This is a genomic window from Fodinibius sp. AD559, assembly GCF_052712805.1.
On the sequence record NZ_JBQPVW010000004.1, the window covers coordinates 44926 to 69345 of the forward strand.

Here is a 24420-nt window from a genome sequence, read left to right on the forward strand (position 1 = left end):
TCCTATTATTATGAAAATTCAAAGTTTCTCTTGTTTCTTGGCGCTTTTTGTACTTTTTACCTTTCCATTTACAACAGAAACAAAGGCGCAGTCTACAGATGAAAATCAGGTTGTGGATCCATCTTTTCTAGAGGGATTAGAATATCGGTCAATTGGTCCATATCGTGGAGGACGGGTTACGGCTGTGGAAGGTGTAACATCGAAGCCTCATACATTTTTTATGGGGTCTACGGGGGGCGGAGTTTGGCAAACAACGGACGCCGGGGAAACTTGGACAAATATTTCTGACGGTCAAATTAAAGCGGGTTCCATTGGGTCCATCGAAGTATCACAATCTGACCCAAATGTAATTTATGTAGGCACCGGTTCTGATGCACCAAGGGGCAATATTTCTGCAGGCATTGGTATTTACAAAACGACTGATGGGGGAAAAACGTGGAAGCATGCTGGACTTCGAGAAGGAGGGCAGATTGGAGAAATTAGAGTACATCCGGATAATCCCGATTTGGTATATGCCGCAGTACTAGGCAATATCTTTGGCCCGAATGAGCAGCGAGGAGTGTTTCGATCTGAGGATGGGGGGAAAACCTGGGAGAAGGTTATGTATATCAGTGATAAAACAGGTGCCGTAGATGTTGAGATTGATCCGAATAATCCTCGGATTATTTACGCTGGATTCTGGAGGGCAGAACGTAATCCATGGGCATTGATTGATGGAGGCCCTGAAGGAGGTGTATATAAATCCAAAGATAGTGGAGATACATGGGAGCGAGTAACTGGAGGTTTGCCGGAGGATGAGCCACTTGGTAAGGTTGATATTGCTATTTCACCTGCTAATTCAGATCGTTTATGGGTTATGCAACAGACACAAAGAGATGAGTCTGGCGGTTTATACCGTTCAAGTGATGGCGGTGAGACGTGGGAACATGTTAATAACGAACATAGGTTGCGGCAGAGGGCTTGGTATTACACGCATATTTTTGCAGATCCTCAAGACCAAGAAACAGTGTTTGTATTAAATACCGGGTTTTATAAATCCACTGATGCCGGAGAATCATTTGATGAAATTGACGTACCCCACGGGGATGTCCATAGCCTTTGGCTAAATCCCAATAATCCAGATGTCATGGTAAACAGTAATGATGGAGGGGCTAATGTTTCGGTAAATGGTGGAAAAACATGGACAACACAGAAAAATCAGCCAACGGCCGAATTTTATCGTGTTGAAGTAGATGATCAGTTCCCCTACCGAGTTTATGGTGCACAACAAGATAACAGTACAATTTCCATACCTAATAAAATGCCCGGGGATGTTACCCCTAAACAGTACTGGTATTCAGTAGGAGGTGGTGAAAGTGGTCACATTGCCGTACATCCAAACGATTCTGATATCGTGTATGCCGGCTCATACAGCGGAGAAATTACACGTTTTCATAAGGGGACTGGGCAAACGCTTCAGATGACAGCTTATCCTCATTATACCGAAGGTACTAATATGACTGAATTGAAGTATCGGTTCCAGTGGAACTTTCCAATTGTGATATCTGAGCATGCCCCGGATACGATGTATGTAACATCGCAATATGTACATCGCTCAACAGATGGAGGATTTACATGGGACATTATAAGTCCTGACTTAACGACAAATGATCCTGAGTATTTGGATCGTATTCCAGGTGGACCGATACAGCATGATGCTACTGGGGTAGAGGTTTATAGCTCTATCTTCTCATTTACCGAATCGCCACATCAGCGCGGCGAACTATGGGCTGGAAGTGATGATGGACTCGTACATATCTCAGAGAATGGCGGTGAATCTTGGGAAGAGGTCACTCCTGATAATATGCCTGAAGGGGGGACGGTAAATGCTATTGAACTGTCTGAACATGATCCGGGAACAGCGTATATCGCCGTGTACAAATATCGAGAGGCTGATTTTAGTCCCTATATTTTTAAAACAGAAAACTATGGGCAGAGCTGGGAGCAATTAACAAATGGTGATAATGGAATTCCCGATGATCACTTTGTGCGTGTAGTTCGAGAAGATCCTGATCGTGAAGGATTATTGTATGCGGGAACAGAGTTCGGCATGTATATTTCTTTTGATGATGGACAACATTGGCAGTCGTTTCAACAAAATCTGCCCCATACGCCGATAACAGATATTGAGGTACACCGCGATGATCTGGTGCTAAGTACACAAGGTCGCTCTTTTTGGGTTTTAGATGATTTGTCTCCACTACATCAATTGGATAACGAGATTGAAAATTCAAATTACCATCTATTTAATCCCAGAGATGCATATCGAACTCAGCTCCGGGGGTCAGCAGGGTCATCAGGACCTGATAGCTATCCAACAGGAGCACTAATAAACTTTTATCTGGATAAAAAGGCGGCTGATAAGAAGGTGGATTTGGATATTCTTAACAAGTCGGGAGAAACGATACGGAGTTTCTCAACAGATTCAGAGGAGTTAAAAGAACGCAATAAGTTAGAGGTGTCTGAAGGATTAAACCGATTTGAGTGGGATTTAAATCACGAGGGTCCATTTACCGTTGATGATTTGGTAACAATGGTAATTGGGAATCCACCCCGTGGTCCTGAAGCAGCACCGGGAACGTATTTAGTTAGACTTTCAATCGGAGAGGAGCAGTTGCAGGAGTCTTTTCAGCTCAAAGCTGATCCACGCTGGAATACAACCACTGAAAACCTTCAAGCAACGTATAAGATGGCGAATGAAATTGCCGATATGATCACGAGTTTTCAGCAGGCCATTGATCAGATACGTTCAGTTCGAAGGCAGATAGAATCCATTTCAGAAAATAAAAGTGATTCGCAACCTATTCAGGATCAAGCGAAAGCATTAAATCGAAAATTGACAGAAGTGGAAAACAAGTTTATTAATAATGATATCAAGAGTGGGCAAGATCCTATTGGTATGGAGCGTCGGTTAAGCAACCGAATGGGCAGATTGTATCAAGTCGTACGGGATCATGATGCAAAGCCTACTGGAGGTATGGAAGAAAGATTTAAAGATTTGAAAAAGGTTTATGAAAAGTATATGGGGGAATTTAATACAATTGTAAACCAAGATATCCAGGAATTTAATAACCTGCTTGATCAGCAAGGTGTAGACCACATAATTCTTGACAAATAGAGTTCCCATAGGTAAAAGTTTATGCCAGTCTATGTTTACTATGCCTCCTGAATAAATTATTCAGGAGGTTCTTTATCAATGGGCAGTGTTAAATAATATAATCCCTTAGGATTCTTACAGAGATCTCCCATGGTTTTCAAACCAGAATCTGCTAACCAGCATACAAAAAGCCCGCCCCCTAGGGCAGGCTCAATGTAACTCTCTCTTGATATTATTCAACGGCTTCTGTTAGTAAGACCCCCGCGGAGCCCAATCCTTACAATATTATTTTTATTTCATACTATAATTATTAAAATTCATGTGGTTATACATATAATTTTGTATCATACCGCCTATGAAATCACTGACCGACAAACAGCGACAACTTTGGGAATATATCCTCTCCTTCTACGAGGACTACAGCCAGTTCCCCAGCTATGATGAGATGCAGGATGAATTTGGCTATAGCTCCGCCAACAGCATCTACCAGCACTTGCAGGCGCTGACTAAAAAGAACTATCTCGCCAAACACGGCCGAGGCCATTACGATATTCACCCCAGCAAGCGCAATGAGCTGAGCGGTTTTTATCCCGGCATTCCCGTGAAGGGGCGTATTGCCGCCGGGGCTATGCACGAGGCCATCAGTGAGAACCTTGGGCACTTGCCGGTAGAGATTCACCCCGAAAAGTCGGATCACTACTTTGCGCTGATTGTAGACGGGGAAAGCATGATTGATGCGGATATCCGCGATGGCGATTATATTATCATAGATCCTCGGGAGCCCAGTGATGGAGAAATTGGAGCCATTCTTTACCGTGGGGAGACGACGCTTAAAACAATCCGAAAACGAGACGACGGGATTACCCTGCAACCAGAGAACCCGGCTTATGATCCTATCAACATTACTCCTGACGAATGGGAGAAGGTTACGGTCTATGGTACGTACGTTGGGAAGGCCTGGAAGAAGGGCAACGATTGGGGCTTAATCTTTCGATCTGGATAATCCGTCCCACTGAATTTCGACATTGATCTCTTTCTCATCGAAGAGCATCTGATCGTCAAACTCATACAAGAGGATCCAGATAATCTTATCGGCATCATAGACCAGGTGGAAATATCGGTCGTCTTCGCAGTGGATCACGAAGTGGATCTGCAGGCGCTTGCCTTTGCGCTGGCCGTAAGAGCGACGAACTTCTTTAACCTTTAGAACTTCCCCGCCTTTTCGTTTGACGTAGCGGGGCTCAATGCGCTTGTGCTCCCATCCGCTGCGCGTGGTAGAGCTGTCGCTTTTGAAGCTGCGAAAGACGGCATCGACATTTACTTTTTCTTTGAGGACGGTTTGCATGAATTTACCTTGAAACTTCTTTCCATATATCTTTTCATGTATATTACAAAGAAATAAACCATCAGTACAACAACTGTTTCATGTCATCGTATCCTGCTATTAACGTCGGAACCTACAATCCCGACGAGGACGTCCACAAGATTACCGACTACCGGTGCGTAAGTCGGGACATGCAGCATAGCTCGATCAATGAACGGCTGTACCTGCACTTGGATATGAACTGTTTTTACGCACAGGTTGAGCAGCAGTGCTTTAAGCTTCATGGGTTGCCCATTTATGTTGGCGGATGGTATAAAGGCGAGCAGGGCATCCCCCGAGGCATTGTAGCCACCAGTTCCTATGAGGCGCGAGCGTTGGGGATCAAGACCGCCATGAGTGCCTATGAGGCCGAGCAGATCTGCCCATATATTATTGGGCTACAAGCCGACTACGAAAAGTACAAAGGCGTCAGCGCTCTCATTGAAGATGTGCTGGAGGAGTTCGCTCCCACCGTCGAAAAGTATTCGATGGATGAGTACTTCTTGGACATCAATTTTTTGAAGAACAAATCGAGGGAAGAAATCGAGCAGTTTGGCAAAGATCTGAGGAATTTGATCTACCGGGAAATTGGGCTCGTCTGCTCCATCGGCATTTCGTACTCAAAGACCTACAGCAAGCTGGCCAGCGACATCAACAAACCCGATGGGCTGACCTTAGTGCTTGATAAACAAGAAGCGGATGAGATGCTGGGGCCACTATCGTTGGATGAGGTCTGGGGCATTGGCCGCAAGCGCTACGCCAAGCTGAAAGCCCAAGGGCTTGTTACCATATCCGATGGGATCCAGCGAGGACATAAGGTGTTCCAAGAGCTGTTTGGGGAGTACTTCGGCAAGATCATGTATGAGATGGTGGCTGGAAAAGACCGAGCGCGGGTACTCACCGATCAGCTATCGCCGAAAGAGCAAGTCCACTACAACCATACCTTCAGCGTCCAAACCGATGATATCATCCAGACACGGGGGGAGATGATGCAGGGCATTACCCGCCTGGGCTACCGTATGCGGGCCTATGGGATGCGAGCCCGCAAGTACTTCTGCTTTATTGGGATCCAACATAAAGACCACAAAGGCTTGGGGTTTCGGTTTACCACGGATGGATTTACCAACCTCGACGACTATATCCACTACGAATGCATGCGGAAAGCGCGGCCCCGTATTGAGGCTCTGCTGAACAAAGGTTTTGCTCTTCGCCGTATGAGTATTGGTACGGTGAAGGTGGATCACTCTGGGCAACGGGAACTGTTTTTTCGGGAAGACCCCAAGACCCGAAACTTCTACCTTGTGCAAGATGCCATCAACAACCGACACGGTTCCGATACAATCACCAAGGCAGCCGTTATGGACAGTGTGCCCGGCAAAACGCACTTCTTGGAACGCTCTTAGGTCAGGAACGGTCTCTCTGGAAGTACATGGACAACTTCAGTTCTGTGATAAGATATTCTATGCACTGTGGGCATTGTATGAGCCTGATCCAAAGTTCCATGGCCTCTTCTTCCGACAACTTCCCCTGCAAGTAGTAAGTAATGTATTTAAAAGTCATAGGTACTCCTAAAGGCTGTTTAGTAGGTAAGACTGCTGACAAGGGCAATCCTTACTATCTTTGTTGAATATTGGTTTTCCTAACGGTGCAACGTATGAGGCATTCCCTTCTGGAGTATGGCTAATAGCCAGTTAGTTAACATGAAATTACAAAGCGTTAACACTTCCTTTCTTATCGTTTTTTTGGAACGTTATCCGAAAGGTGGTCCTATCATTTTTGTCGATTGCCAGCTCTGCATTAAGTTGTTTTACAAGGGTATCTACCAGGGTAAATCCGAGATTGCCTTTCTCCTGTAGCTCTGAAGCATCCATGTCCAGTCCCTTCCCCGTATCACTGACTTCCACGCTTACTATACCAGGTTCCTTTTTCAAGACAAGCACCCTAATCGTGCCCTCCTGCTTTTCCGGGAAGGCATGCTTGATCGCATTTGTAATTAATTCATTGATGATCAGTCCAACGGGCAGCGCCTGGTTCACATTCAACGACAGCTCTGCAACTTTCAGCTCAATAGCAATTTTCTCGCTGTCCAATGGATATGTTTCTTCTAAATGTGATATTAATGCTTCCAAATACTGCTCCAGCTGTACGTTCGCAAAATCTTCCGTTTGATACAGCAGTTCATGTATTTTTGCAATCGACATGATACGCGACTCACTGTTGCGGAGGACATTGAGAATCCTTTCATCCTCCGTCTGAAATCGTTCCAGCTGCAGCAGACTACTTACCACGGCCAGGTTATTTTTAACCCGGTGGTGCACTTCGGAGAGCAAGATCTCCTTTTCCTCCAGGGAGTCTTTCAGCTGCTCTTCGGCCCGGTGTTGTTTAGTTATATCCCTACCGGTGGCCAGCAGCTTCTCGTTATACCGGGTAAACGTCAAGTTCAGCCAACGTTCCTCGCTATCCGATGAGGTTAGTTGCACGGGAACCCCTAACTTGCCCCGATCCTGGGGCTCATTGGTCCACTGTTTGATATGATTTTGAATATTGACTTGCTCAATTAGGTCAAATAAATTCTTTCCAACCAAATCAGCATCGGAACAACCAAGGATCTGTTCGGCTCCTTCGGCCTTCAGAATTTTAAAGGTGACCGGTTCCAGCACCCACCGAATGTCGGTGGAGTTTTTCAAAAAGGCCCCTGCCTCCTCAAGCCGATCCCGTTGGGCTTCCACAGTCTTTTTTTCTTTTAACAGCTTTATGCGAGCCTCAACTTCTTTACCCAAATCAACCAAGGCTTGCCGTTGTTCTTTCGCAAGCTCTTTTGGTTGGTTCCCGATTACACAAAACGCCCCAATCCGGTTGCCGCTCGGAGACTTGATGGGGACCCCGGCATAGAACCGCAGGTCATCGTTATCGGCAATTTCCTTGATGGTCTTTGTACGCTGGTCTTTCCGGGTATCCGGAATAACCAATAGGTCCTCCTCTTCGACAGTGAATTGACAGACGGTCTCTTCTTTGGGTAATGTTTGGGCGGACCAGTCCCCAAATTTGGAGGCGTTATACTGAAAGTTATTATCCAGCAGATTTACCAACGAGACCGGTGTATCACAGATATAAGCCGCCAGCCGATTCAGGGGAGCGAGTTCCTCTTCCGAATTATTAATAAATTCAAACGTATTTTCCGTATTAACCCCATTTTCTCCCGATGATACCTGAATGAACTGATCCATAACAATATATTTTTTTAGTTAAACATCTACCAGATTAATATTTCGTGGGTGACAATCAGATTATTCTAAAAAACGTTCCTTTTTAGATCGACTTTTAGCTTTCCCACGTTCGCACAATTATTACATTAATAGTCTTCCCTACTCTTACGACTCATTTAATATTCCTCTTTATAACAACTCTCAATCCTTGATAACAAGGATGCTATCACATTGGGTATGATCATTTATTAACCTAATAACCCACCCCTGTGTGTTCTTAGTGGTATTCGATCTGTGTTGTCAGCTCACCGGCATAATGATCCGAAACGACCGATGGAGCAGTTGGTTTGCCGCTAAAGGTTAGCGTAAGCTTTCCATCCGAGTCGGTATGTTGGTCGACGGAGGCATTAAGATCCCAGCTGCTATTTTTACCTTTCATCTCGATGACCGGATCAAAGCTAACCGAATATCCCGTTCCTTCCGGAAAGATGATTTGTTGGTCCCCAAGTATATATGATTCTCTCTTCTCTTGGAGCTGATCAGTAATATCCGGGATGATATTATCAACAAAGGCAGGAACGTCAATAACCCGGACCGTTACGGCCATTACGGCTTGAGCTCCTTGTTGGGCTTGAACCTGCGAGTTTACGCCCATGAACATGAGAGAAGCCGTTGCCGCAAATTTCAATCGTTGTCGCCATGTTAACTTCGTGCTCATATAACCTCTTTCCTTGCGTGCGTGTTATGATGAAACGTCGCTTGCTTGGCGTTCGATTATTTACTCATCGTATTTCCGTATTGGTTAATGCTAAGGCAGCTATATTTGGTTGTTACCCGTGCGGCAACTGGTCCACCCGGACTCAAGCTCGGCCAGCGATTTAACGCTTATACTTGTTTATTTGCAGGTTACTGGATGAACCTGACTTATCCGCTTTCTCAAAGGTGATCTCATAGCGAGTACCTTCTGGCTCCCCGCTGGCAACCACAATATCCCCATCCAGTTGTTTGACCAACTGGTGTATCAGGCGGTGGCCGAGGGAAGTCTCCGTCATGGCCTCAAAATCGTCCGGCAGGCCGGGACCGTTATCGCGGACCACAAGGCTGATCGTTCCGCCCTCGTTTTTAAACCGCACCTCGAGCTCTCCCGGCCGCCCCTCATTGAAGGCGTATTTAAAGGCATTCGTCACCAGTTCATTGATGATGAGCGCGCAGGGCAAGGCTTGGTTTATATTCAAGGTCACCTCATCGCAGTCGACGGTGAGGCTAATATCTTTATCCCTTATATTCATGTTCTGGACAATGGTCTCGGTCAACTCCGTGATGTAGTTGCCCAGATCAATATCGGTAAAGCTTCCGGTCTGATAGAGCTTCTCGTGAATTTTAGCCATGGAGTGGATCCGCAGCTTGCTCTGGGTAAGCACTTGATATACCATCGTATCCTCTTCCCAATTCATGGATTCCATAAGCAACAATCCCGAAATAATTGCAAGATTGTTTTTGACGCGGTGATGAATTTCCGAAAGAAGGATCTCTTTTTCCTCCAAGGAATTTTTAAGATCACGCTCGGTGGCTTTCAACCTCGAAATATCCGAATAGACGGCAAAGGCGGCGATGGTGTCCCCATCGATGGTAACCGGCAGCTTTCCCACGAGCAGATCTTTCGGCTCTCCCTGTTTCGTAATACGCTGGTCCTCGGAGAAATGCGTCATTCCTTCCTCCGAAAAAATCTTCTCGTACATCCCGTCGATCTCATCGTAGCGGCTGGCCGGCAGTTGGTGGGCCAGCAGATCTTCGCCGATCAGCTCCTCCTGGCTGTAACCGAACAGCTCCTCGAAGCGTTGGTTCACCTTTTGGACGTTTCCGTCAGGGGCAATCATGGCAATGCCCACCGGGGCATCCAAAAACAGCGTTTCAAACAGGGTCTCGCGGCGTTGCAGCTCAATATCTGCTTTTTTCTGCTCGGTAATATCCTGCAGGATGCCGGTCATCTTCACCAGTTCACCCTCGCTGTTAAAGATCCCCTCCGTGCGGCACTTCACATATATGAGATCTTCATCCCACTGTCCATCTCCAATGCGAAGGGTATAATCAAATGGTTCGTTGGAGTGTTGGACCTGTGCCATGACCTCGTCCAATTTTTCCCGATCACCGGGATGCACGAGCTCACGAAAGGCCTCGTAGGTTCCGTCATAGGTTTCCTTGTCTACGCCCAGCATATCATAAAGCAGGTCGGACCAAATGGTCCGATCCTCATCAACATTATACGTCCACCATCCACATTGGGCAAGCTGCTGGGCGTGCTCAAGCCGACGTTTCTCGGTCTGCAGGGTATTTCGTAGTTCAATGGATTCGGTTACGTCGTGGACATGCACGATCCGGGCTTGGCGTCCTTCCATCGGAAAAGGCTGGCTGGTAATGTTCACATGGAGGAGCTTCCCGTCTTTGGTGCGGTGGCGAACCGTCCCGAGGTCAGCCACCGTTTGATCGTTGTCAAGGGACTTAAGCTCCTCGCGTAGTTGTGGGATATCCTGGGGCGGACGAATATCCTCAATAGTAATCTTCCGGAACTCGTCCCTTGTGAAACCGTATTTTTGGGTCGCGCTTCTGTTGACCTCCAGAAATTCCAGCGTGGAGGTGTCAAAAATAAACATCGGATTCGGGTGGTGATCGAAGAGTAGTGTTTGCGTCTCCATATTCAACCCTCCGTGACCTTATATGAAATATCCTATTAGTTAATAGCTCTATCACTTCTTAACTACCTACTTCTCTTGTATGAAACTTTCCATGAAATATTGCGCTTTTTAAACAGGGCTTAGCGTATCATGATTTCGCTTTAACATTAAGATATTTTAATGTTAAAGCAATAGAAAGTGTGCCATAACTAATTTTACAGCAGCAAAAAATATATCTTAACTCGTAATACCATGTAGATATTATCTTCAACGGCTTATCTACCAGTAAGATCATTGGGGAAGGAAATCCTTGCAAAATTTTTTCACTTCATCTTATAATTACTAAAATTCATTGCGTTATACATAACTTTGTGTAACACTCCTCATGAAATCAATGTACAACAAGAAATAACCGGTTGGTGAAGATACCAAGGTCGCTGATAGAAAGACGTACCAGGCAAGACGCACTTTCTGGAACGATCATGATTGCTCTTGGCGGAAATGAGTGACCAGCTGAATATCGATCGTGAGATATTCAAGACACGTCGATTTGCAAGAAGTGTAACATAGGCTACATTTATTGGTATACTTATAGTTACGTATTAAATTCAATCATATAATCTGATGTTCAAATGTGTTCATTGGACGCACTACCAGAGATACTCCGCCGCAGTACACTTCCTTATGTATTTTCAGCCATCATACTTGTTCCATTTTTTATAATTGGTTGCCAGCCAGGTACCGATTCCACAGCGAAGAAGCCTGTTTTTCCAGATAGCACAACGCATTATCAGATCGATGCGCAAATTCGTCCTGACTCGGGTCAGTTCGATGTAGCGATAGACATGCGATTCGTCCCCAAGGCATCAACTGACACCCTCCGCTTTTTGCTTCACGATGCCTTCAAACTGGAAGAGCTCACTGGGCCGGTTGTAGGCGACTACTCAACAAGTCCGTGGCGCTTCGGTGGAGAAGACACCGTACACACCAAAGTTGTTAGTATTCCACTTTCCGATACTATGACACCGTCGGATCAGGTGTCGATATCATGGAAGTACGCCGGGCATCTCCAAAACAATCAAATTCCGAATATTGGAGGGGCGGTCGTGACCACACACTGGACTGAGCTGCCATTAGAGGCTATGTGGGTTCCCGTGCACGCCTCTCTTAGTTCCCGATTTACGTTTGACGCAACGGTCGATCTGCCCAAAAACTACGAGGTCGCCAGTATTGGTGTGTTGCAGAAAATGGATGGAGACTGGAACATCCAGTCTTCTGTACCGGGACCTGACGTACCTCTTATAATTTCTGACAAGATGCAGACCCAGAAGTATACCGATGGTGAGGTTCCTTTGACCGTATATCATGGAGGGGCACCTGATTCCCTAATATCGTTTGTCGCTGAGCGATCCCAACAGATTCTTAACCGCTATGCCCGACGGTTCCAAGGTGGAAGCGATACTGATGCACTGCGTATCACCCTGGCACCGGTTGAACGGGCCACTCCGAGCAGCTATGCACGAACAGGACTCATCGCACTACGACATGATATTAAACCAGATACCAGTCTTTTTGGGCTAATCGCCCACGAGGCCGCGCATCTCTGGTGGACAGATTCGGTAAATCCCATGAGCCGTCACAACTTCCTAAATGAATCATTCGCCGAATATGAATCTTGGCTGGCACTACGTAAGATATATGACGACACTATCTTTCAGAAACGGATAGAAGAGGCACGTAAGAATGCCCAGAAGGCGCCGAGTTTCGATGAGTGGCAACCTCGTTTCGATGGCGCACTCTCTTATAACAAGGGGCCCCTGCTCCTCCATCAACTACACCAGCGCATCGGTGAAGCCAATTACCAGTCCTTTCTGAGATCACTTCAGCAAAAAGATGTTGGTACGATTGGTGACATGATCGCAACACTCGAAGAAGTCACCAATCCCGAGACTGCCACTTGGTTTCGGAAGAAGTTATAGTTGCTCACCATCACCTAATCATTTTATGTGCAGAGACCTTATTGGGATACATAGATAGTTAATTTAATAATTAATAAAGGTAGATTAATATGAAGCATTTAAAAATATATCCAATAATATTTGTAGTTGTCTTTCTATTTTCTTGCAATAAAAAAAACACAGATCCCTCAATAGCTAACCAACAAAAAAAAAGAGCAGTCCTATGAGAAAGTCCACGTCTTGAATTTTGGCACCTTTCACATGGGGTTCACCCCTGATGCAAATACCACTGAATTTGATGAAGAAGACAAGAAGAATCAACAGCGTGTTCATGCTGTAGCTGAAAAGTTATCGGACTTTCAACCAACCGTAATTTTGGTAGAGCAAGAACCAAAGTACAACGAAAAGATTCAGAAGGAGTACAAGAGTTATGTGAATAATCCTGATACAGTCTTCGAAGACCCTTCCGAGATAGAACTGTTAGCCTATGAGCTCGGGAGGTTAAGTGGAACAGAACAAATATACGGCATCGATCATAAAATGGGATATAACTATCGAATTGGACAAGAAATAGACAATGTGTTAGATCCTGACTGGTACGATAAATATTATCAGAATCCCCTTCAATTTTATCCCTCGATAAATGTAAACCGAGATAGCCTTAGCTTACTGAATAAGCTTAAATTAATGAACCGGGACAGATTTTTAGATTTCGTTATAGCCGTCAATGCAGATATGCTTACCCATGCAGGAACAGAAGATGGATATGAGGGAGCAGATGAAGCCGCCAAATACTATCAACGAAATTTACGGATGTATTCGAATTTAAATCGAATCAACCTAACAGCAGATGACAGAGTATTCATCTTGATGGGAGCAAGCCATACCGCTTTTTTTAGGGATTTTATGAGTAGAGATCCAAAATATCAGATGGTAGACACATTCAAATACTTGAGGTAATACCAGAGGATTTTCAGTAGTCTGATTGTAAATATTCTTGTGGATACGATTATGTGTATTAGAAAGGGAAGTTAATATGGTTAAATTATTTCGTAGAATACTACTGAATAATCTTGATTGAACTTATAAAAAATACTACGTTTTATAGCGCTCTGAAATGGGCGTCTCTATATGATGATAGTAATCCCTTGGAACTGATACTTCTAAGGGGTTTTTATCTCAAATTTTATTTTCCTTTAAAGAGCTTCATAGTCTGTCTATTATCACCATAGACCCTGTAAATTCAGCTTATAAGAGCTTTAAAATTAAGAAGTGATAAGTTTTGCCCAACTTATATTAATGGATTTAAAAAATTTTGTAAGGATTACCTATTTCAACGGTCATACTAATGTAAACGCTTAAAAAGCGTTCAAGCCGTTTAAATAGAGAGCAATACCAATTGTCCTCCAAGGTGAATCAGTGGATAGCTGATTCACCCCTTTTTTTTGAGAAATACCTCCCATTTCGTAGTACATTTTATTAATGCAGTATAATAGTTTGATACCAGTGTAACTCTGGTTATTTAGGAGTGCGTTCAGCAATAACAACGGATTATTCTAGATCCAATTAATGGGTATAAAGAGAGGAAGTTATGAGAGAGAGTTCTAAAGTATACGTTAACAATATCGCTTCAACACTTACCGAACACAGCGAATATTTAAAAGCCATACATTCTCTATATCAAGAGGTAAATGGGCAAGCCAATATTGGACGAAAAAAGTTATCGGTCGTGAAAGCAAAATTAACGAGCATGCACCACTCTCCTGTACAAGCTAATATCTTAACAGAAGCACTACAGATGATCATTGATAACGATTTAGCATTCGAACAGCTTGCTACCTACGATGAGGAGTTTCTAGATTACGCCAAGACGGTTACAGAGCGTATATCAAATAATAATTATTTCGACTATTATATTCATCAACAGCTCCAGCGGTTAGCTAATAATACCAAAGAAATTGAACCTGTTTTATGCAATCAAGGGGAGCGTGAACATATATTTAATACTAATCAACCTGTTATATCATCATGAAGAGACATAGGTCAAAAAAAGGTCGAATATAGATTACACCGACTTTTTAGCTGACAAACCCTTCATCAATGAATTTCCAATGTTGTTAGATCTTTGAGATGGTTACCCTTACAAATAACATATACACATGAATGTATCAGATCATACATAACATTATTTATAAATTTTTCAGATTAATGTTAGATATCATCAGCTAGAACCGATGCATCAAAATCACTCTTAATTTCTTTTAGAGTATCTATAATAATTTCTGAATCAGCTTCCCAAATTTCCCCATTCTCAAATCTTACTTTATTGACAAAGGCAATACCCGTATAAAAACTAAAATCGGAAGAAGTCTCATGTACCCAAGTTCCTCTATTTTCTTGCCTTCCTTCCAATCTCACCATTGCTATTCCGTTAATAATACCTAAATACTCGTTAAATATATTGAATGAGACGAATCCAAATTTAATAGCAATTGGGTTGGCTCTACCTGAGTTTATATATACTACTTTATGCTGAATACCTTCTTTTGTATTGGATCCTTCTTCCTCAAAGGATGCTTCGTATTTTTTTATTTCAATAGGAGAGTTTGGTTGGTCAACAATGATAGTCTCAGTATCTTGACCCAATGAAATTGAGGTTATTAAGATGCAGAATAAAAACAGTGATAGTTTTTTATACATTTCTGTCCTCTTTTTGAAATTGCATTGAAAAAGTCGTGCCTTTCTCAGATGAGCTGAAATTATAATCAGCATCCAGCTGGTCACTTAATGTCTCAATAAGATCCATACCCAACGTTCTTCCACTGCTGTTAAAATCGTCTGGTAAGCCCACTCCGTTATCGTTAATCTCCAATCTAACAAGGTCATCTGACGTTGTTAGGTCAATTGTAATTGTCCCCTCTTCTTTTCCCTCAAAAGCATGTTTAATGCTATTGGTCACCACTTCATTGGCAATTAACGTGCAGGGCAGTGTTTGGCTTATATTTAAATGAACTACATCACAATTGCTTTCCAGACTAATTTCTTTCTCAGACTCCATTGTGCCAATAATATCAGTGGCTAAACTTGTAATATTCTCGCCTAACGCAATACTACTATAATCATCAGATTCATATAACTGTTCGTGAATACCTGCGACCGCTCTCATACGATTTGCACCCTCTTTCAGCGTGGATATAACCTTAGGGTCGTCTTCTTGAAGCCACTGCAACTGTAACAAACCTGCTACAACTGCCAGATTATTTTTCACTCGATGATGAATCTCCCCCAACAGTGTTTGGTTTTCATCTAACGATTGCTCTAACTGCTGTTTGCCCCGTTCCCGATCCGTAACTTCTTGGCTGATGCAAATAGTCGAAATAGGCTCACGTGCCTCGTTATAATAATGACTGGAATGGGATTCCACGTACCTAATTTGACCGTTGGGAAGTTGAATTCGATATGTAACTTCACACGAATCATTGTTTTCCAATGAGTCATTAAATACTTCCTGTACTTTTGGCTGATCTTCAGGATGTATCCGATTGAAATATGCTTTAAAGGAAGGCTCCTGCTCTTCTGGACTGTATCCCAATATGTGATACGTCTTCTCAGACCAAAATGCTTTATCGTTTTGATGATCTACTTCCCAAACTCCTATATCTGCAAGGGTCTCTGCTGATTGAATCCACAATCGAACTTTACTTAATTCGTGTTCGGACTCTTTTAATTTATCAACTATTTTATGTCTCTTTTCCTCGGATAGCGGTTCTCCAGATTCTAATGTTTCTATTGCCTGCCCTATCCTTTCTTTAATTCCTGCAGCTACTGCTTCCATAATAATTCTCTCTGTACCCTAAAGCTTCAATGTTAAACAACATTAAAAAATATAATTAACTCTTCTAACTTAATAAGTTATAAATTGTAATTAGTTTTAGTTCAGGCACCTTATTTTTATCTATCATTACACCCTCATCCAACACACAATGAATTTAATCTAATAACCCAGATTATGGATACATGTCATTTCGAAGGTTGCGAAACTCAACCAAATGAACATTTATTCATTGATGGCGATCCATATTGCTCCCCCCACTACAACATAGTCCTTGAAGATCGACTCAAGGAATCTTTTCAAAATTGGGATGGAGACAGTGACCAAGACTTTGAAAATTTTCGGAAGTACTTAGCAAGGCTTTCTGATGAACAAAGGTGGACTACCAAAGGTGACAGTTTTTTGAGTCAATATCGGATAAAGAAACGAGCGTACGATTTTGAAAAAACCGATGAAGGTTGTGAATTTAAAATTGAACGACATCTTAATACGTGGGAAGGCACTGGTAAACAAAGAGATGTTATAGAACATTGGCGAGCAAATATAGAAGATAAAGTGTTGGTATTACTTGATAAAACTAATTCTAGTTAATCATTTATACCTTCTTTTAGTGATCAGCTCATCACACAATTACATACTTTCTAAAAACTGTTAACAATATAATATGACCCTGCTTGAGTTTGATAAACATTTAATAGATAAAATCACAGATGAAGGGTGGCCCTTTATATGTGAGGGATCAAAATTAGAGTGTAATGTATTTATTGTAGGGATCACTCCTTCCAAATCTGTCTCATTCCAAAACCATTGGTATCCCCAAAAAGATGGTTTCAATAGGAGAGGTTGGATGGATGCTTATGACGAACAAGAGGATAAGTTTACGTATACAAGAAATCAGTTAAATAGAATCTATGACGAGTTTGATGAATCAAGGAATATCCGTCTGTTAGAAACCAACCTCTATAATATCGCTTCAACCAGTAAGGAGAACTTAGCAGATAACAAAAAAAGTACCGAAGTATTTAACTTTCTGCTAAGGTCAATTAAACCAAAAGCTGTAATAGGTCATGGGAAGGACACTATTCGATATCTACGCCATTTAAGTGGCAACTACTATGAAAAGGATGTTTGGAAAGAAGTTGAACTATTTGACCTCTCAACCAATATGTATCTTCGTGATCATCTATCCTTTCATACTTCAAAAGAAGACTGCGGAGGGTTTGTAAGCTTCCCTATTTTTCGGACCACTCAAAAGTAGAGGATTTCGGTTATGGTAATAGTTCCAGGGGTGTTTTCTACCCCAAGGATTTGTGGGGTCGGTTTTGGTTATAATCGTATTTCCATTGCTGGGTTTTCTCTCGTACTTCGCTCAGGGTTTTGAATATATAAGCGTTCAACAGCTCCAGTGAGTCAGAATCTAATGAGATTTAATAAAAATAAACTGGTATTAGAACAAAGAAATATGGGGTGGGATCAATACCGCTGATGACTTAAATAAAAAAAGCCACACACTTTTTTTAGGTTAAGTGTGTGGCTGTATCTCTCTCTTTAAATTCGAAAGATAAACTGGAACAAAATTTATTAGTATCCAAATTATTCATTTCAGAAATAAAAAATTCATAGAATCCCTTATAAAGCCAACAGATTACTATCATTAACACAACTTTTTTTATTGTCAGAACCTGATAGGTACTGCTAAATCCTGAAATCTTACCCCCCTCTCATTATTTAATATAATTCCTAAAAAGAAAAGACTCCCGATTCAAAGCGGGAGCCAATATTTTGCCCTTTAGGTGTCTTCCTTAATGAACAGTCATAGGTAAGACACCTGAGATGCCCAATACTTACATTAAGTTGTTTAATATCGATTTAAAAATAAAAAAGCCCTCACAAGTATCAGTTGCGAGGGCTTACTATTCATCAAGAGAGACACCTAAGGGAATAGGTGCAACCAAATATCAAATTTTATGTTAACGATAACAAATATATTGCTAAATTTACGCCTTTAAATCTATATGCAATAAGGGAAATCACCTATATGGAATTGCAACAAAAAAGTAGACAGTCGGTTAAGGTAGATCATGCGGCTTGGTTGTGTGTTAGTTGTTGTTCGGTTTGAACCGGGGTGCGGTAATCCAGGGCTGAATGCAGCCGTTTTCTGTTGTACCAAATTTCAATGAACTCAAAAATGGCTGACCGATTAGGCCAGGTGTGGGTAAGCGATATCACCTATATCCCAAGCAATCAAGGTTGGCTGTACCTGACAACCATCATGGACCTGGCTGACCGCCAGATTCTGGGATGGTCATTCTCGGAAGGCATGCAAGCTGATCAAACCGTTATTCCGGCCTGGAAGCAGGCCTGCCAAAAGCGAGCGATCGAGCAGACGTTAATCTTCCATTCTGACCGTGGCATCCAATACGCATGCCAGGAGTTTCGCCAGCTGCTGGAAGCCCGTCCACGGGTCCGCCAAAGCATGAGTCGGAAAGGCAACTGCTGGGACAACGCTCCGGCCGAGAGCTTCTTTAAAACCTTTAAAGCAGAACTACCGATAGAACCTAAGCGCTTCGGGTACCAAGAATTGCGAGGAGTAATCTTCCAATTTATCGAGATCTGGTATAACCGCCAGCGGCTATATTCTACGCTAGACTACCGAACACCGGCAGAAATGGAGAATCACTTAACAGAAAACCAAGAATTGGCTGCATGACCTGGGGTAACTCACTGTCCATTTTTTTGTAGCAATTCCATATAGCCAGTCCCTTTTATACGCCCTACCCTTTTTGGTAAGGATTACCTATTTCAACTATCTTGCTAACAGATACGCTTAAATGCGTAAAAGCCGTTTGGACAGAGAACACTACCAAATGTTCTTCAGGGGTGAATCAGTGGATAGCTGGTTCACCTCTTTTTTTTGAAAAATATCTCCTATCTCGTAATATACTTTAACAATATGATTATCGGTTAGATATTTCTATATATTATATGCCTCATAGTACATAAATCTTCTTGTAGGATTAGTTATGTTCACGTCAGTTCATCATTATGCTTTTAGTGATACGATAACAATGTGACGGCTTGTGATAAGGAGGGTATCACCGAGCTGATCGAAAAGCTCAAACAGGAAAAACTAGTGATGGAATGGACCAAACAGCAGCAGCGCATCGCCGATGTGAAAGTCACGATCGAAAAAGAGCTGGACAATATCCTACCTGATAAATACGACCGACAGCTCTTTGCCCAAACCTGTAACGAGGTCTTTGATCATGTGTATCAGTCATATTGATTGAAATTGGTTAAACTATACATCTAACTGGTAAAGCCTTCATCCCAATCTTCTTAGCCACGTGCCAGGTAGAGTTCCCGTCTAAAATGTCATACGAATCAACATGTATTTGACTGGGTACAACTGAAAGAGGAGCTCGTTTGTCATACGATCCTTGATATGCAGCCTGCATATATTGCATAGCATTATTGATTCCTTTGGGTCTTGCCCTGATTGGGTTTTACGAATCAATAGAAATGATTATCATTTCAGGAGTAATCTTAAAGAATTTGTCTAATCGATTCGGGTTAAGGCAATGCTCTTTTTTGAAATTTATTAATAATCGACCATTTCAGCAGGTGCTATGTAACCAGTCAGGAAACCGGATTCCCCTTCCTCTGTAGAATATTTTATTCTTAGCTTCTGGCTTTGATTCTCCGTGACGATCTTCAGGTTGTTATACCGATGGTATAGTTGATTAATTACATCAAACTGTGAGGTTAATTTGTCAATCGAAATGTTCATAGCTACTGACGAAATAGTTCTAAGCGTTTAATAATTTTACCAAGTGTATATAATTAATGGCTTAAGAAAAACATAAAACCATAAAGTTTCCCATTTATCCATAAACATTTTAACATCTAAACACTTAAACATTCCAACGTTAAAACGTTAAAACGTTAAACCATTAAAACATCAAAGGAATTAGGGAAAATGTTTAACTTTTAAGGGCAAAATTTCGTTATACGTTTTGAATAGAATGGGCCCATTCATACGATTTTGTATAACAAAAAACGTATAACATTTCGAAAATAATGCCCTTTAGAGGCTATATGGGACGTTATACGTTTAAATTTGTCAGCTTAAAGTAAACGTTTAACATCGTTATACGATTGATGACTATTTTAATTAAAAGTCAGTTTAAATAACTCTTCCAGTAGTCTGATAAGTCACTTCTTCTATCAATTTTTGCTTCCTAATCTTTTTTAAACGGTTTTGAGAGAAGGTTGCCAGCTCATTTACGGTAAAATACTTAACATTTCCTGTTTTATAGTCTTTTACTCGCAATTTTGTTATACGATCCGGGGTTTGTTCGGTGTTGTGCGGGATACGAGTGCATATGTTGATGATATCTTGTATAATATTTCTCTTTTCCTTGTATCGGTTATACCGCATTCGGCATCGATTGTCACAATATTTGGCATCAATGCGTTTATGGGAGATGTCTTTGCCACACATCTTGCACCTTTGTTCGGGGTAGTTTAGCATAGAAATAGGATTTTGTTAAACGTTCTGAGTTGTTTGACGATCAGTAATGAGCTCCCGTTTTGGATTTCCCTCCTCGTCCGGAAGATCCCAGCGGATACTAAAATCTTCTTCTTTATATCCCTCTTCTGTAATTAGTTTAACCATCTCACCATGGGGCATAATTTTTGATTTACTTGCCTTGAGATCGTTCTCGATTGTTTCTAAATGTTCAAAAAAAGCCTTGGGTCTGTGTAATAGGTATGGATATTCTGTTCGATAGAGGTCAAGAGTGAGCCGATTGTCCATCGCTTGTTTGATTTCTTCAACCCTGAAATAACATAATACTTCACCAATGTGATCTAACCAGCTTGGATCATCTCTATCAATCTTGCTTCTGAACTGATTATTCCATGAGTCTATTACTGTATATACTTCTTTTGTTGGTATCTTGGATCTAAATTTTGATCTATCACACATATTATTATTTAAATTTTTCTTTTGTTCTTTCTTTTGTGTTGTAAAATTCTTGCAAGATTCATTGAAAGTTTCTTTCACATCATCCTGTAAGTTTTTTTCATAGCTGTTTCCAATTTGTTTAATATCACTATAGATTTTTGGAGGTTTGTTAAGGATATATTTATAGCTGCACTTTTCCGGAATTCGTTTAACAAATTCCTTTTCTATCAGTCCTTCTATAGCCTTTCGAATAGTTGGAATAGTACTACCGACAAACTTTTCGAATTGACTTAACGATATGATGTCTGATCGTTTATGAAATCCAACCGTTTTTCGTATAACAAACAGGTAGACTTGAAACTCATTGGGAGTCATTTCTACCATATATTTGTCAAAGCAAATATTGGGAACCATGGTAAAGGGTCGATTCAGATACTTTTTTTCCATAATTATGTATCTATCAAAGAAGTTTGTTTAAGGTTTTCAGATCGATCAGGCTGGTTTTGTTTAACGAATATGTTGCCAGGTGAAATGACTCGTACTTTATTCGATCTCGGATTAACCCAGTACACATCATATGTACCGGGATTCCGTTTGGTTAACACTTTGACTACTTCTCTTCGACAATCTGACTTGTAAATCAAATCCCCTGAAAAGACCGACCGTATTTGATATTCGATATCCATCAGGCTGCTATTTTAGGTTCAAATTGTAGTTGAGGCTTTGGGCTGGCCTTTGATGGCCAGCCTTTGTTGAGTGGTTTTCGGTGATAGTTATGCTGCTTATGGTATCCGGCCGATAGGCACCGATAATTGGCTCGTTTGTTAGACCTGTTAAACTCTTTTAGCCTAAGCAATCGATAGCGCACATTCGTATGCTGGTATGGAAGATAATTGCCGCTTTTATAACTCATAGTCACCTCTATCGTTAGTTTGAGGGGGTAGGCCAAACATCTTTCTGATTTGATCCCAGTAGTAAACGCGTTCACATTTGTGCCGGTAGGTTGAAAGCAGTCCCATATCAGTATGGATTTGCAAGCTATCCTTCGGAATCCCTAACAATCGATCTATTTCAGACTCACTAATAGTAGCTTCAATAAATGGATCGATCATTGGAGCTAAATAGTCAGCTATTTGCCATTTTCGCTGTTCTGTGGCCTTAGGCAAGACTTTAAAAGCAATAAAGCGAGCTATGACGTCCTGTGAGGTGTCTTTATATTCCAGTTGATAATTCTGATTGAATATTGTGGTATCCATAAATATCGGTTCCGTCTTGTGTTCAAATTGATGATTGATTAATTGCTGGATGAGTTGCTCAATATTTTGCTTGAGCATTGCTTTAGGATCAGACATAGCTATTCTTCCTCGTTGTTTAGTAGTGATCGTTTTTGAGTTAGGGATGGTCGTTTTACACGACGAATGCGAAGGGCTTTGGTGGCGGCTTTGAGGTCGTCAGGGGACCACATGCGGCGGCCAGCTATCATCTCAGGAGTTTCAAGGTCTCCTGCTCTAATAAGATTATCGAGATCGTAGTAATGAACCTCTTGTTTAAGCTTTTGCTGTAAAAACTCCACAGCTTCGCCAGAGGTCAGGTAGTGTCTGAAATCAAGTTCTGACATAGTGTGACTTTATTAATTGCGATTAATGCTGGAGGTTATCCCCAGCGTTGCAATTAGAAAGTCACATAAAAAGGAGGGAGAACTTTGGGCAGACGAGATGTTTGTCTGCCCAGAGCGAATGGTAGTTAATTAGATCTGTAATGAGGATTATAGAACTCGGCAACATGATCTCTTTTTGGTTGACAACTGCCACACATTCTATAGAGCAGATATTCCCAAATAAGCTTCTGGATTCGGGAATAAAACAGATTGTCAGGAGAAGTGAGCTTGTCAAAATGCTCAAGTCTTTCCGGTAGCTTTTGCAACGGTTTTTGCAAGAGGTTGCCATCCGATCTTAGAGCATTGACAAAAGAATTGGACTGATATTCATATTGGGATAATATCGTGGAGAGTTGCTTAGGAGTGAGAACTTCTTCAATGGTGAAGAGCTTTTGCCCATCTTTTGAATAGGTAACATAAAAACCGACTTGGTCAAATAGCTGGTCCCGGAGGGTTACAATTTGCGAGCAGACTGTATTCAGCTCGAAATAAGCCAACAGAATATGTTCCAGATAGAAGGGAGGCCAATCGGAAATGGGGAGATCACTCAACTCATTTTTCCAATACGTAATTTTCTTAAAACGCAGCCTGTTAAACCATTCTGACTGGTTGCTAAAGGTTTCTTCAAAGCCAATTTCTTTGATACGTTGCTGTTCTTCAGATTCAATTTTCATATTTTTCGGATCAGATAACTCTTTAAATTGCAGGCGATTATCTAATATGCGCAACCCATCGGGTTGTTCGTGGCCAGCACCTTCCTTTTCAAGTGATCCCAAATGTTTGATGAACGATTTCATGATCTCAGAGAAGTTGCTTCGGACCTCTTGTAAGGTTGACGAGTCTGTATCTTTGAAGTATTGGAATATATCTTTTTCCAGTTGCTTATAGCGGTGGCAGCGAAGTGAGGTATGGTTCCGTAGCCGTTGGTATGGGAAGCCTCTCTTATCACTTTCAAGTAGACCTACAAACTGATTAATCTCCGTGATAATATTTTTTCGAAATTTAGGGAAGGCTGCCAGCAGGTTTGTTTGTTGCCGGCGGACTCCAGAAAAGAACAGTTGCTCTTTGTATTGCTTTTGGTCAAGGTGAGCATTCTCTTTAAAGGTACATCGAATATCTTTGATAAACTTTTCATATGAGGGATGGTGCTTGGTTTTAACCGTGGTTTTCCGATGGGCTTTGTAATCCGTTTTTAGATATTCATAATAAGCGCTATCGGTGGCTTCCGGCCAGACATTGAGAATAAGTTCTTTGAGCGAATTCTCAGTCTCTTTGCTGGAGCTATATTTCGTGGTTTTGGGGGCTCCATAGGGGTCGTAGTCAATGGTTACCAAAGCTTCTCTTTTCTTTAGGAATTGAATTAATTTTCGAAGCCTTCCCTCATGTATACTTATGGACTTAAGTCTCTTGGAATTTGATTTATCTTTAGACATTTTCAAGGATTTAAATTTTTAAAACTGCGAAGTTACTAAAATCATACTGCAGATGTAATTAGTAATCTGGATTATTAGAACTAGAGGGTTACTGATTATTTTGCATCCCTATCCTTTGATATTCCGCCTAATAATTTAAAGCTTGGAAATTGTTAGAGAGATACTGCCGGTTAGCGAGGTTATTAAAAGCCGGT

Annotated in this window: 22 protein-coding genes and 2 pseudogenes; 10 read left to right on the plus strand and 14 right to left on the minus strand. The window is 41.8% G+C overall.

Features of this window, described 5'->3' with window-relative positions; translation table 11 throughout:
* Positions 1–10 precede the first annotated feature (10 nt).
* Complete coding sequence (locus ACQ4LT_RS08260; protein WP_445665563.1) at positions 11–3157, plus strand: VPS10 domain-containing protein; 3147 nt, start codon at positions 11–13, stop codon at positions 3155–3157.
* Positions 3158–3491: 334 nt separating this feature from the next.
* The gene (locus ACQ4LT_RS08265; RefSeq protein WP_445665564.1) at positions 3492–4139 is read left to right on the plus strand and encodes a LexA family protein; all 648 of its coding nucleotides are present in this window, start codon (positions 3492–3494) and stop codon (positions 4137–4139) included.
* Here ACQ4LT_RS08265 and ACQ4LT_RS08270 read toward each other — a convergent pair.
* Positions 4119–4481 (minus strand): hypothetical protein, encoded by a 363-nt coding sequence (locus ACQ4LT_RS08270; protein WP_445665565.1) that lies wholly within the window; start codon positions 4479–4481, stop codon positions 4119–4121. The genes ACQ4LT_RS08265 and ACQ4LT_RS08270 overlap by 21 nt on opposite strands.
* An 80-nt stretch (positions 4482–4561) precedes the next feature.
* Here ACQ4LT_RS08270 and ACQ4LT_RS08275 point away from each other — a divergent pair, with 80 nt between their 5' ends.
* On the plus strand, positions 4562–5902 hold the full coding sequence (locus ACQ4LT_RS08275) for a DNA polymerase Y family protein (protein ID WP_445665566.1): 1341 nt from the start codon (positions 4562–4564) through the stop codon (positions 5900–5902).
* Between the two features lie 303 nt (positions 5903–6205).
* On the opposite strand, the gene ACQ4LT_RS08280 is transcribed toward ACQ4LT_RS08275, so the two are convergent.
* The 3 genes from ACQ4LT_RS08280 to ACQ4LT_RS08290 form a co-directional block, all read right to left on the minus strand.
* Entirely contained in the window at positions 6206–7726 is a 1521-nt protein-coding gene (locus tag ACQ4LT_RS08280) for a sensor histidine kinase (RefSeq protein WP_445665567.1), read from the minus strand.
* A 256-nt stretch (positions 7727–7982) separates the two neighbouring features.
* A complete protein-coding gene (locus ACQ4LT_RS08285) occupies positions 7983–8423 on the minus strand; it encodes a hypothetical protein (protein WP_445665568.1) in 441 nt (146 codons plus the stop codon).
* Between the two features lie 160 nt (positions 8424–8583).
* On the minus strand, positions 8584–10398 hold the full coding sequence (locus ACQ4LT_RS08290) for a PAS domain S-box protein (RefSeq protein ID WP_445665569.1): 1815 nt from the start codon (positions 10396–10398) through the stop codon (positions 8584–8586).
* A 620-nt stretch (positions 10399–11018) separates the two neighbouring features.
* Between ACQ4LT_RS08290 and ACQ4LT_RS08295 the strand changes: the two genes are divergently transcribed.
* From ACQ4LT_RS08295 to ACQ4LT_RS08305, 3 genes are all read left to right on the plus strand, one after another.
* Positions 11019–12356: a M1 family aminopeptidase gene (locus tag ACQ4LT_RS08295; RefSeq protein ID WP_445665570.1), complete on the plus strand. Its 1338-nt coding sequence runs from the start codon at positions 11019–11021 to the stop codon at positions 12354–12356.
* A 240-nt stretch (positions 12357–12596) separates the two neighbouring features.
* On the plus strand, positions 12597–13295 hold the full coding sequence (locus ACQ4LT_RS08300) for a DUF5694 domain-containing protein (protein WP_445665571.1): 699 nt from the start codon (positions 12597–12599) through the stop codon (positions 13293–13295).
* A gap of 631 nt (positions 13296–13926) precedes the next feature.
* On the plus strand, positions 13927–14367 hold the full coding sequence (locus ACQ4LT_RS08305) for a hypothetical protein (RefSeq protein WP_445665572.1): 441 nt from the start codon (positions 13927–13929) through the stop codon (positions 14365–14367).
* A 179-nt stretch (positions 14368–14546) separates the two neighbouring features.
* Here ACQ4LT_RS08305 and ACQ4LT_RS08310 read toward each other — a convergent pair whose 3' ends face one another.
* Positions 14547–14981, minus strand: coding sequence for a hypothetical protein (locus ACQ4LT_RS08310; protein WP_445665573.1), 435 nt, complete (start codon positions 14979–14981; stop codon positions 14547–14549).
* A 46-nt stretch (positions 14982–15027) separates the two neighbouring features.
* On the minus strand, positions 15028–16170 hold the full coding sequence (locus ACQ4LT_RS08315; protein WP_445665574.1) for a sensor histidine kinase: 1143 nt from the start codon (positions 16168–16170) through the stop codon (positions 15028–15030).
* Positions 16171–16344: 174 nt separating this feature from the next.
* On the opposite strand from ACQ4LT_RS08315, the gene ACQ4LT_RS08320 reads away from it, so the two are divergent.
* Positions 16345–16758, plus strand: a complete 414-nt coding sequence (locus ACQ4LT_RS08320) for a hypothetical protein (RefSeq protein ID WP_445665575.1) — start codon at positions 16345–16347, stop codon at positions 16756–16758.
* 73 nt (positions 16759–16831) lie between these two features.
* Positions 16832–17425, plus strand: a complete 594-nt coding sequence (locus ACQ4LT_RS08325) for a hypothetical protein (RefSeq protein ID WP_445665576.1) — start codon at positions 16832–16834, stop codon at positions 17423–17425.
* 37 nt (positions 17426–17462) lie between these two features.
* Here the strand turns inward: ACQ4LT_RS08325 and ACQ4LT_RS08330 are convergent.
* Positions 17463–17570 (minus strand): annotated as a pseudogene (locus ACQ4LT_RS08330) (integrase core domain-containing protein); the annotation flags it as partial.
* Positions 17571–18246: 676 nt separating this feature from the next.
* Positions 18247–18366 (minus strand): annotated as a pseudogene (locus ACQ4LT_RS08335) (IS3 family transposase); the annotation flags it as partial.
* Here ACQ4LT_RS08335 and ACQ4LT_RS08340 point away from each other — a divergent pair.
* Together ACQ4LT_RS08340 and ACQ4LT_RS08345 are read left to right on the plus strand one after the other, a co-directional pair.
* Positions 18356–18877, plus strand: a complete 522-nt coding sequence (locus ACQ4LT_RS08340; protein WP_445665578.1) for an IS3 family transposase — start codon at positions 18356–18358, stop codon at positions 18875–18877. The pseudogene ACQ4LT_RS08335 and the gene ACQ4LT_RS08340 overlap by 11 nt on opposite strands.
* 360 nt (positions 18878–19237) lie before the next feature.
* Positions 19238–19453, plus strand: a complete 216-nt coding sequence (locus ACQ4LT_RS08345; RefSeq protein WP_445665579.1) for a hypothetical protein — start codon at positions 19238–19240, stop codon at positions 19451–19453.
* 315 nt (positions 19454–19768) lie between these two features.
* Here ACQ4LT_RS08345 and ACQ4LT_RS08350 read toward each other — a convergent pair whose 3' ends face one another.
* The 6 genes from ACQ4LT_RS08350 to ACQ4LT_RS08375 form a co-directional block, all read right to left on the minus strand.
* Complete coding sequence (locus ACQ4LT_RS08350; RefSeq protein WP_445665580.1) at positions 19769–19957, minus strand: hypothetical protein; 189 nt, start codon at positions 19955–19957, stop codon at positions 19769–19771.
* Positions 19958–20716: 759 nt separating this feature from the next.
* Complete coding sequence (locus ACQ4LT_RS08355) at positions 20717–21583, minus strand: replication protein (RefSeq protein ID WP_445665581.1); 867 nt, start codon at positions 21581–21583, stop codon at positions 20717–20719.
* A gap of 238 nt (positions 21584–21821) precedes the next feature.
* Positions 21822–22049 carry a hypothetical protein gene (locus tag ACQ4LT_RS08360; RefSeq protein ID WP_445665582.1) on the minus strand — a complete coding sequence of 76 codons (228 nt, stop codon included), beginning with the start codon at positions 22047–22049 and terminating at the stop codon, positions 21822–21824.
* Positions 22039–22488 (minus strand): hypothetical protein, encoded by a 450-nt coding sequence (locus tag ACQ4LT_RS08365; RefSeq protein ID WP_445665583.1) that lies wholly within the window; start codon positions 22486–22488, stop codon positions 22039–22041. The genes ACQ4LT_RS08360 and ACQ4LT_RS08365 overlap by 11 nt, the downstream gene beginning before the upstream one ends.
* A 2-nt stretch (positions 22489–22490) precedes the next feature.
* Complete coding sequence (locus tag ACQ4LT_RS08370) at positions 22491–22754, minus strand: hypothetical protein (protein ID WP_445665584.1); 264 nt, start codon at positions 22752–22754, stop codon at positions 22491–22493.
* A 125-nt stretch (positions 22755–22879) separates the two neighbouring features.
* Positions 22880–24226, minus strand: a complete 1347-nt coding sequence (locus tag ACQ4LT_RS08375) for a hypothetical protein (RefSeq protein ID WP_445665585.1) — start codon at positions 24224–24226, stop codon at positions 22880–22882.
* Positions 24227–24420: the final 194 nt, after the last annotated feature.

Bases quoted from the DNA above. Each gene is read 5' to 3' on its own strand.
- ACQ4LT_RS08260 (WP_445665563.1), top strand. From the start codon at position 11: ATGAAAATTCAAAGTTTCTCTTGTTTCTTGGCGCTTTTTGTACTTTTT.
- ACQ4LT_RS08265 (WP_445665564.1), top strand. From the start codon at position 3,492: ATGAAATCACTGACCGACAAACAGCGACAACTTTGGGAATATATCCTC.
- ACQ4LT_RS08270 (WP_445665565.1), bottom strand. From the start codon at position 4,481: ATGCAAACCGTCCTCAAAGAAAAAGTAAATGTCGATGCCGTCTTTCGC.
- ACQ4LT_RS08275 (WP_445665566.1), top strand. From the start codon at position 4,562: ATGTCATCGTATCCTGCTATTAACGTCGGAACCTACAATCCCGACGAG.
- ACQ4LT_RS08280 (WP_445665567.1), bottom strand. From the start codon at position 7,726: ATGGATCAGTTCATTCAGGTATCATCGGGAGAAAATGGGGTTAATACG.
- ACQ4LT_RS08285 (WP_445665568.1), bottom strand. From the start codon at position 8,423: ATGAGCACGAAGTTAACATGGCGACAACGATTGAAATTTGCGGCAACG.
- ACQ4LT_RS08290 (WP_445665569.1), bottom strand. From the start codon at position 10,398: ATGGAGACGCAAACACTACTCTTCGATCACCACCCGAATCCGATGTTT.
- ACQ4LT_RS08300 (WP_445665571.1), top strand. From the start codon at position 12,597: ATGGGGTTCACCCCTGATGCAAATACCACTGAATTTGATGAAGAAGAC.
- ACQ4LT_RS08305 (WP_445665572.1), top strand. From the start codon at position 13,927: ATGAGAGAGAGTTCTAAAGTATACGTTAACAATATCGCTTCAACACTT.
- ACQ4LT_RS08315 (WP_445665574.1), bottom strand. From the start codon at position 16,170: ATGGAAGCAGTAGCTGCAGGAATTAAAGAAAGGATAGGGCAGGCAATA.
- ACQ4LT_RS08320 (WP_445665575.1), top strand. From the start codon at position 16,345: ATGGATACATGTCATTTCGAAGGTTGCGAAACTCAACCAAATGAACAT.
- ACQ4LT_RS08325 (WP_445665576.1), top strand. From the start codon at position 16,832: ATGACCCTGCTTGAGTTTGATAAACATTTAATAGATAAAATCACAGAT.
- ACQ4LT_RS08340 (WP_445665578.1), top strand. From the start codon at position 18,356: ATGGCTGACCGATTAGGCCAGGTGTGGGTAAGCGATATCACCTATATC.
- ACQ4LT_RS08350 (WP_445665580.1), bottom strand. From the start codon at position 19,957: ATGAACATTTCGATTGACAAATTAACCTCACAGTTTGATGTAATTAAT.
- ACQ4LT_RS08355 (WP_445665581.1), bottom strand. From the start codon at position 21,583: ATGGAAAAAAAGTATCTGAATCGACCCTTTACCATGGTTCCCAATATT.
- ACQ4LT_RS08360 (WP_445665582.1), bottom strand. From the start codon at position 22,049: ATGAGTTATAAAAGCGGCAATTATCTTCCATACCAGCATACGAATGTG.
- ACQ4LT_RS08365 (WP_445665583.1), bottom strand. From the start codon at position 22,488: ATGTCTGATCCTAAAGCAATGCTCAAGCAAAATATTGAGCAACTCATC.
- ACQ4LT_RS08370 (WP_445665584.1), bottom strand. From the start codon at position 22,754: ATGTCAGAACTTGATTTCAGACACTACCTGACCTCTGGCGAAGCTGTG.
- ACQ4LT_RS08375 (WP_445665585.1), bottom strand. From the start codon at position 24,226: ATGTCTAAAGATAAATCAAATTCCAAGAGACTTAAGTCCATAAGTATA.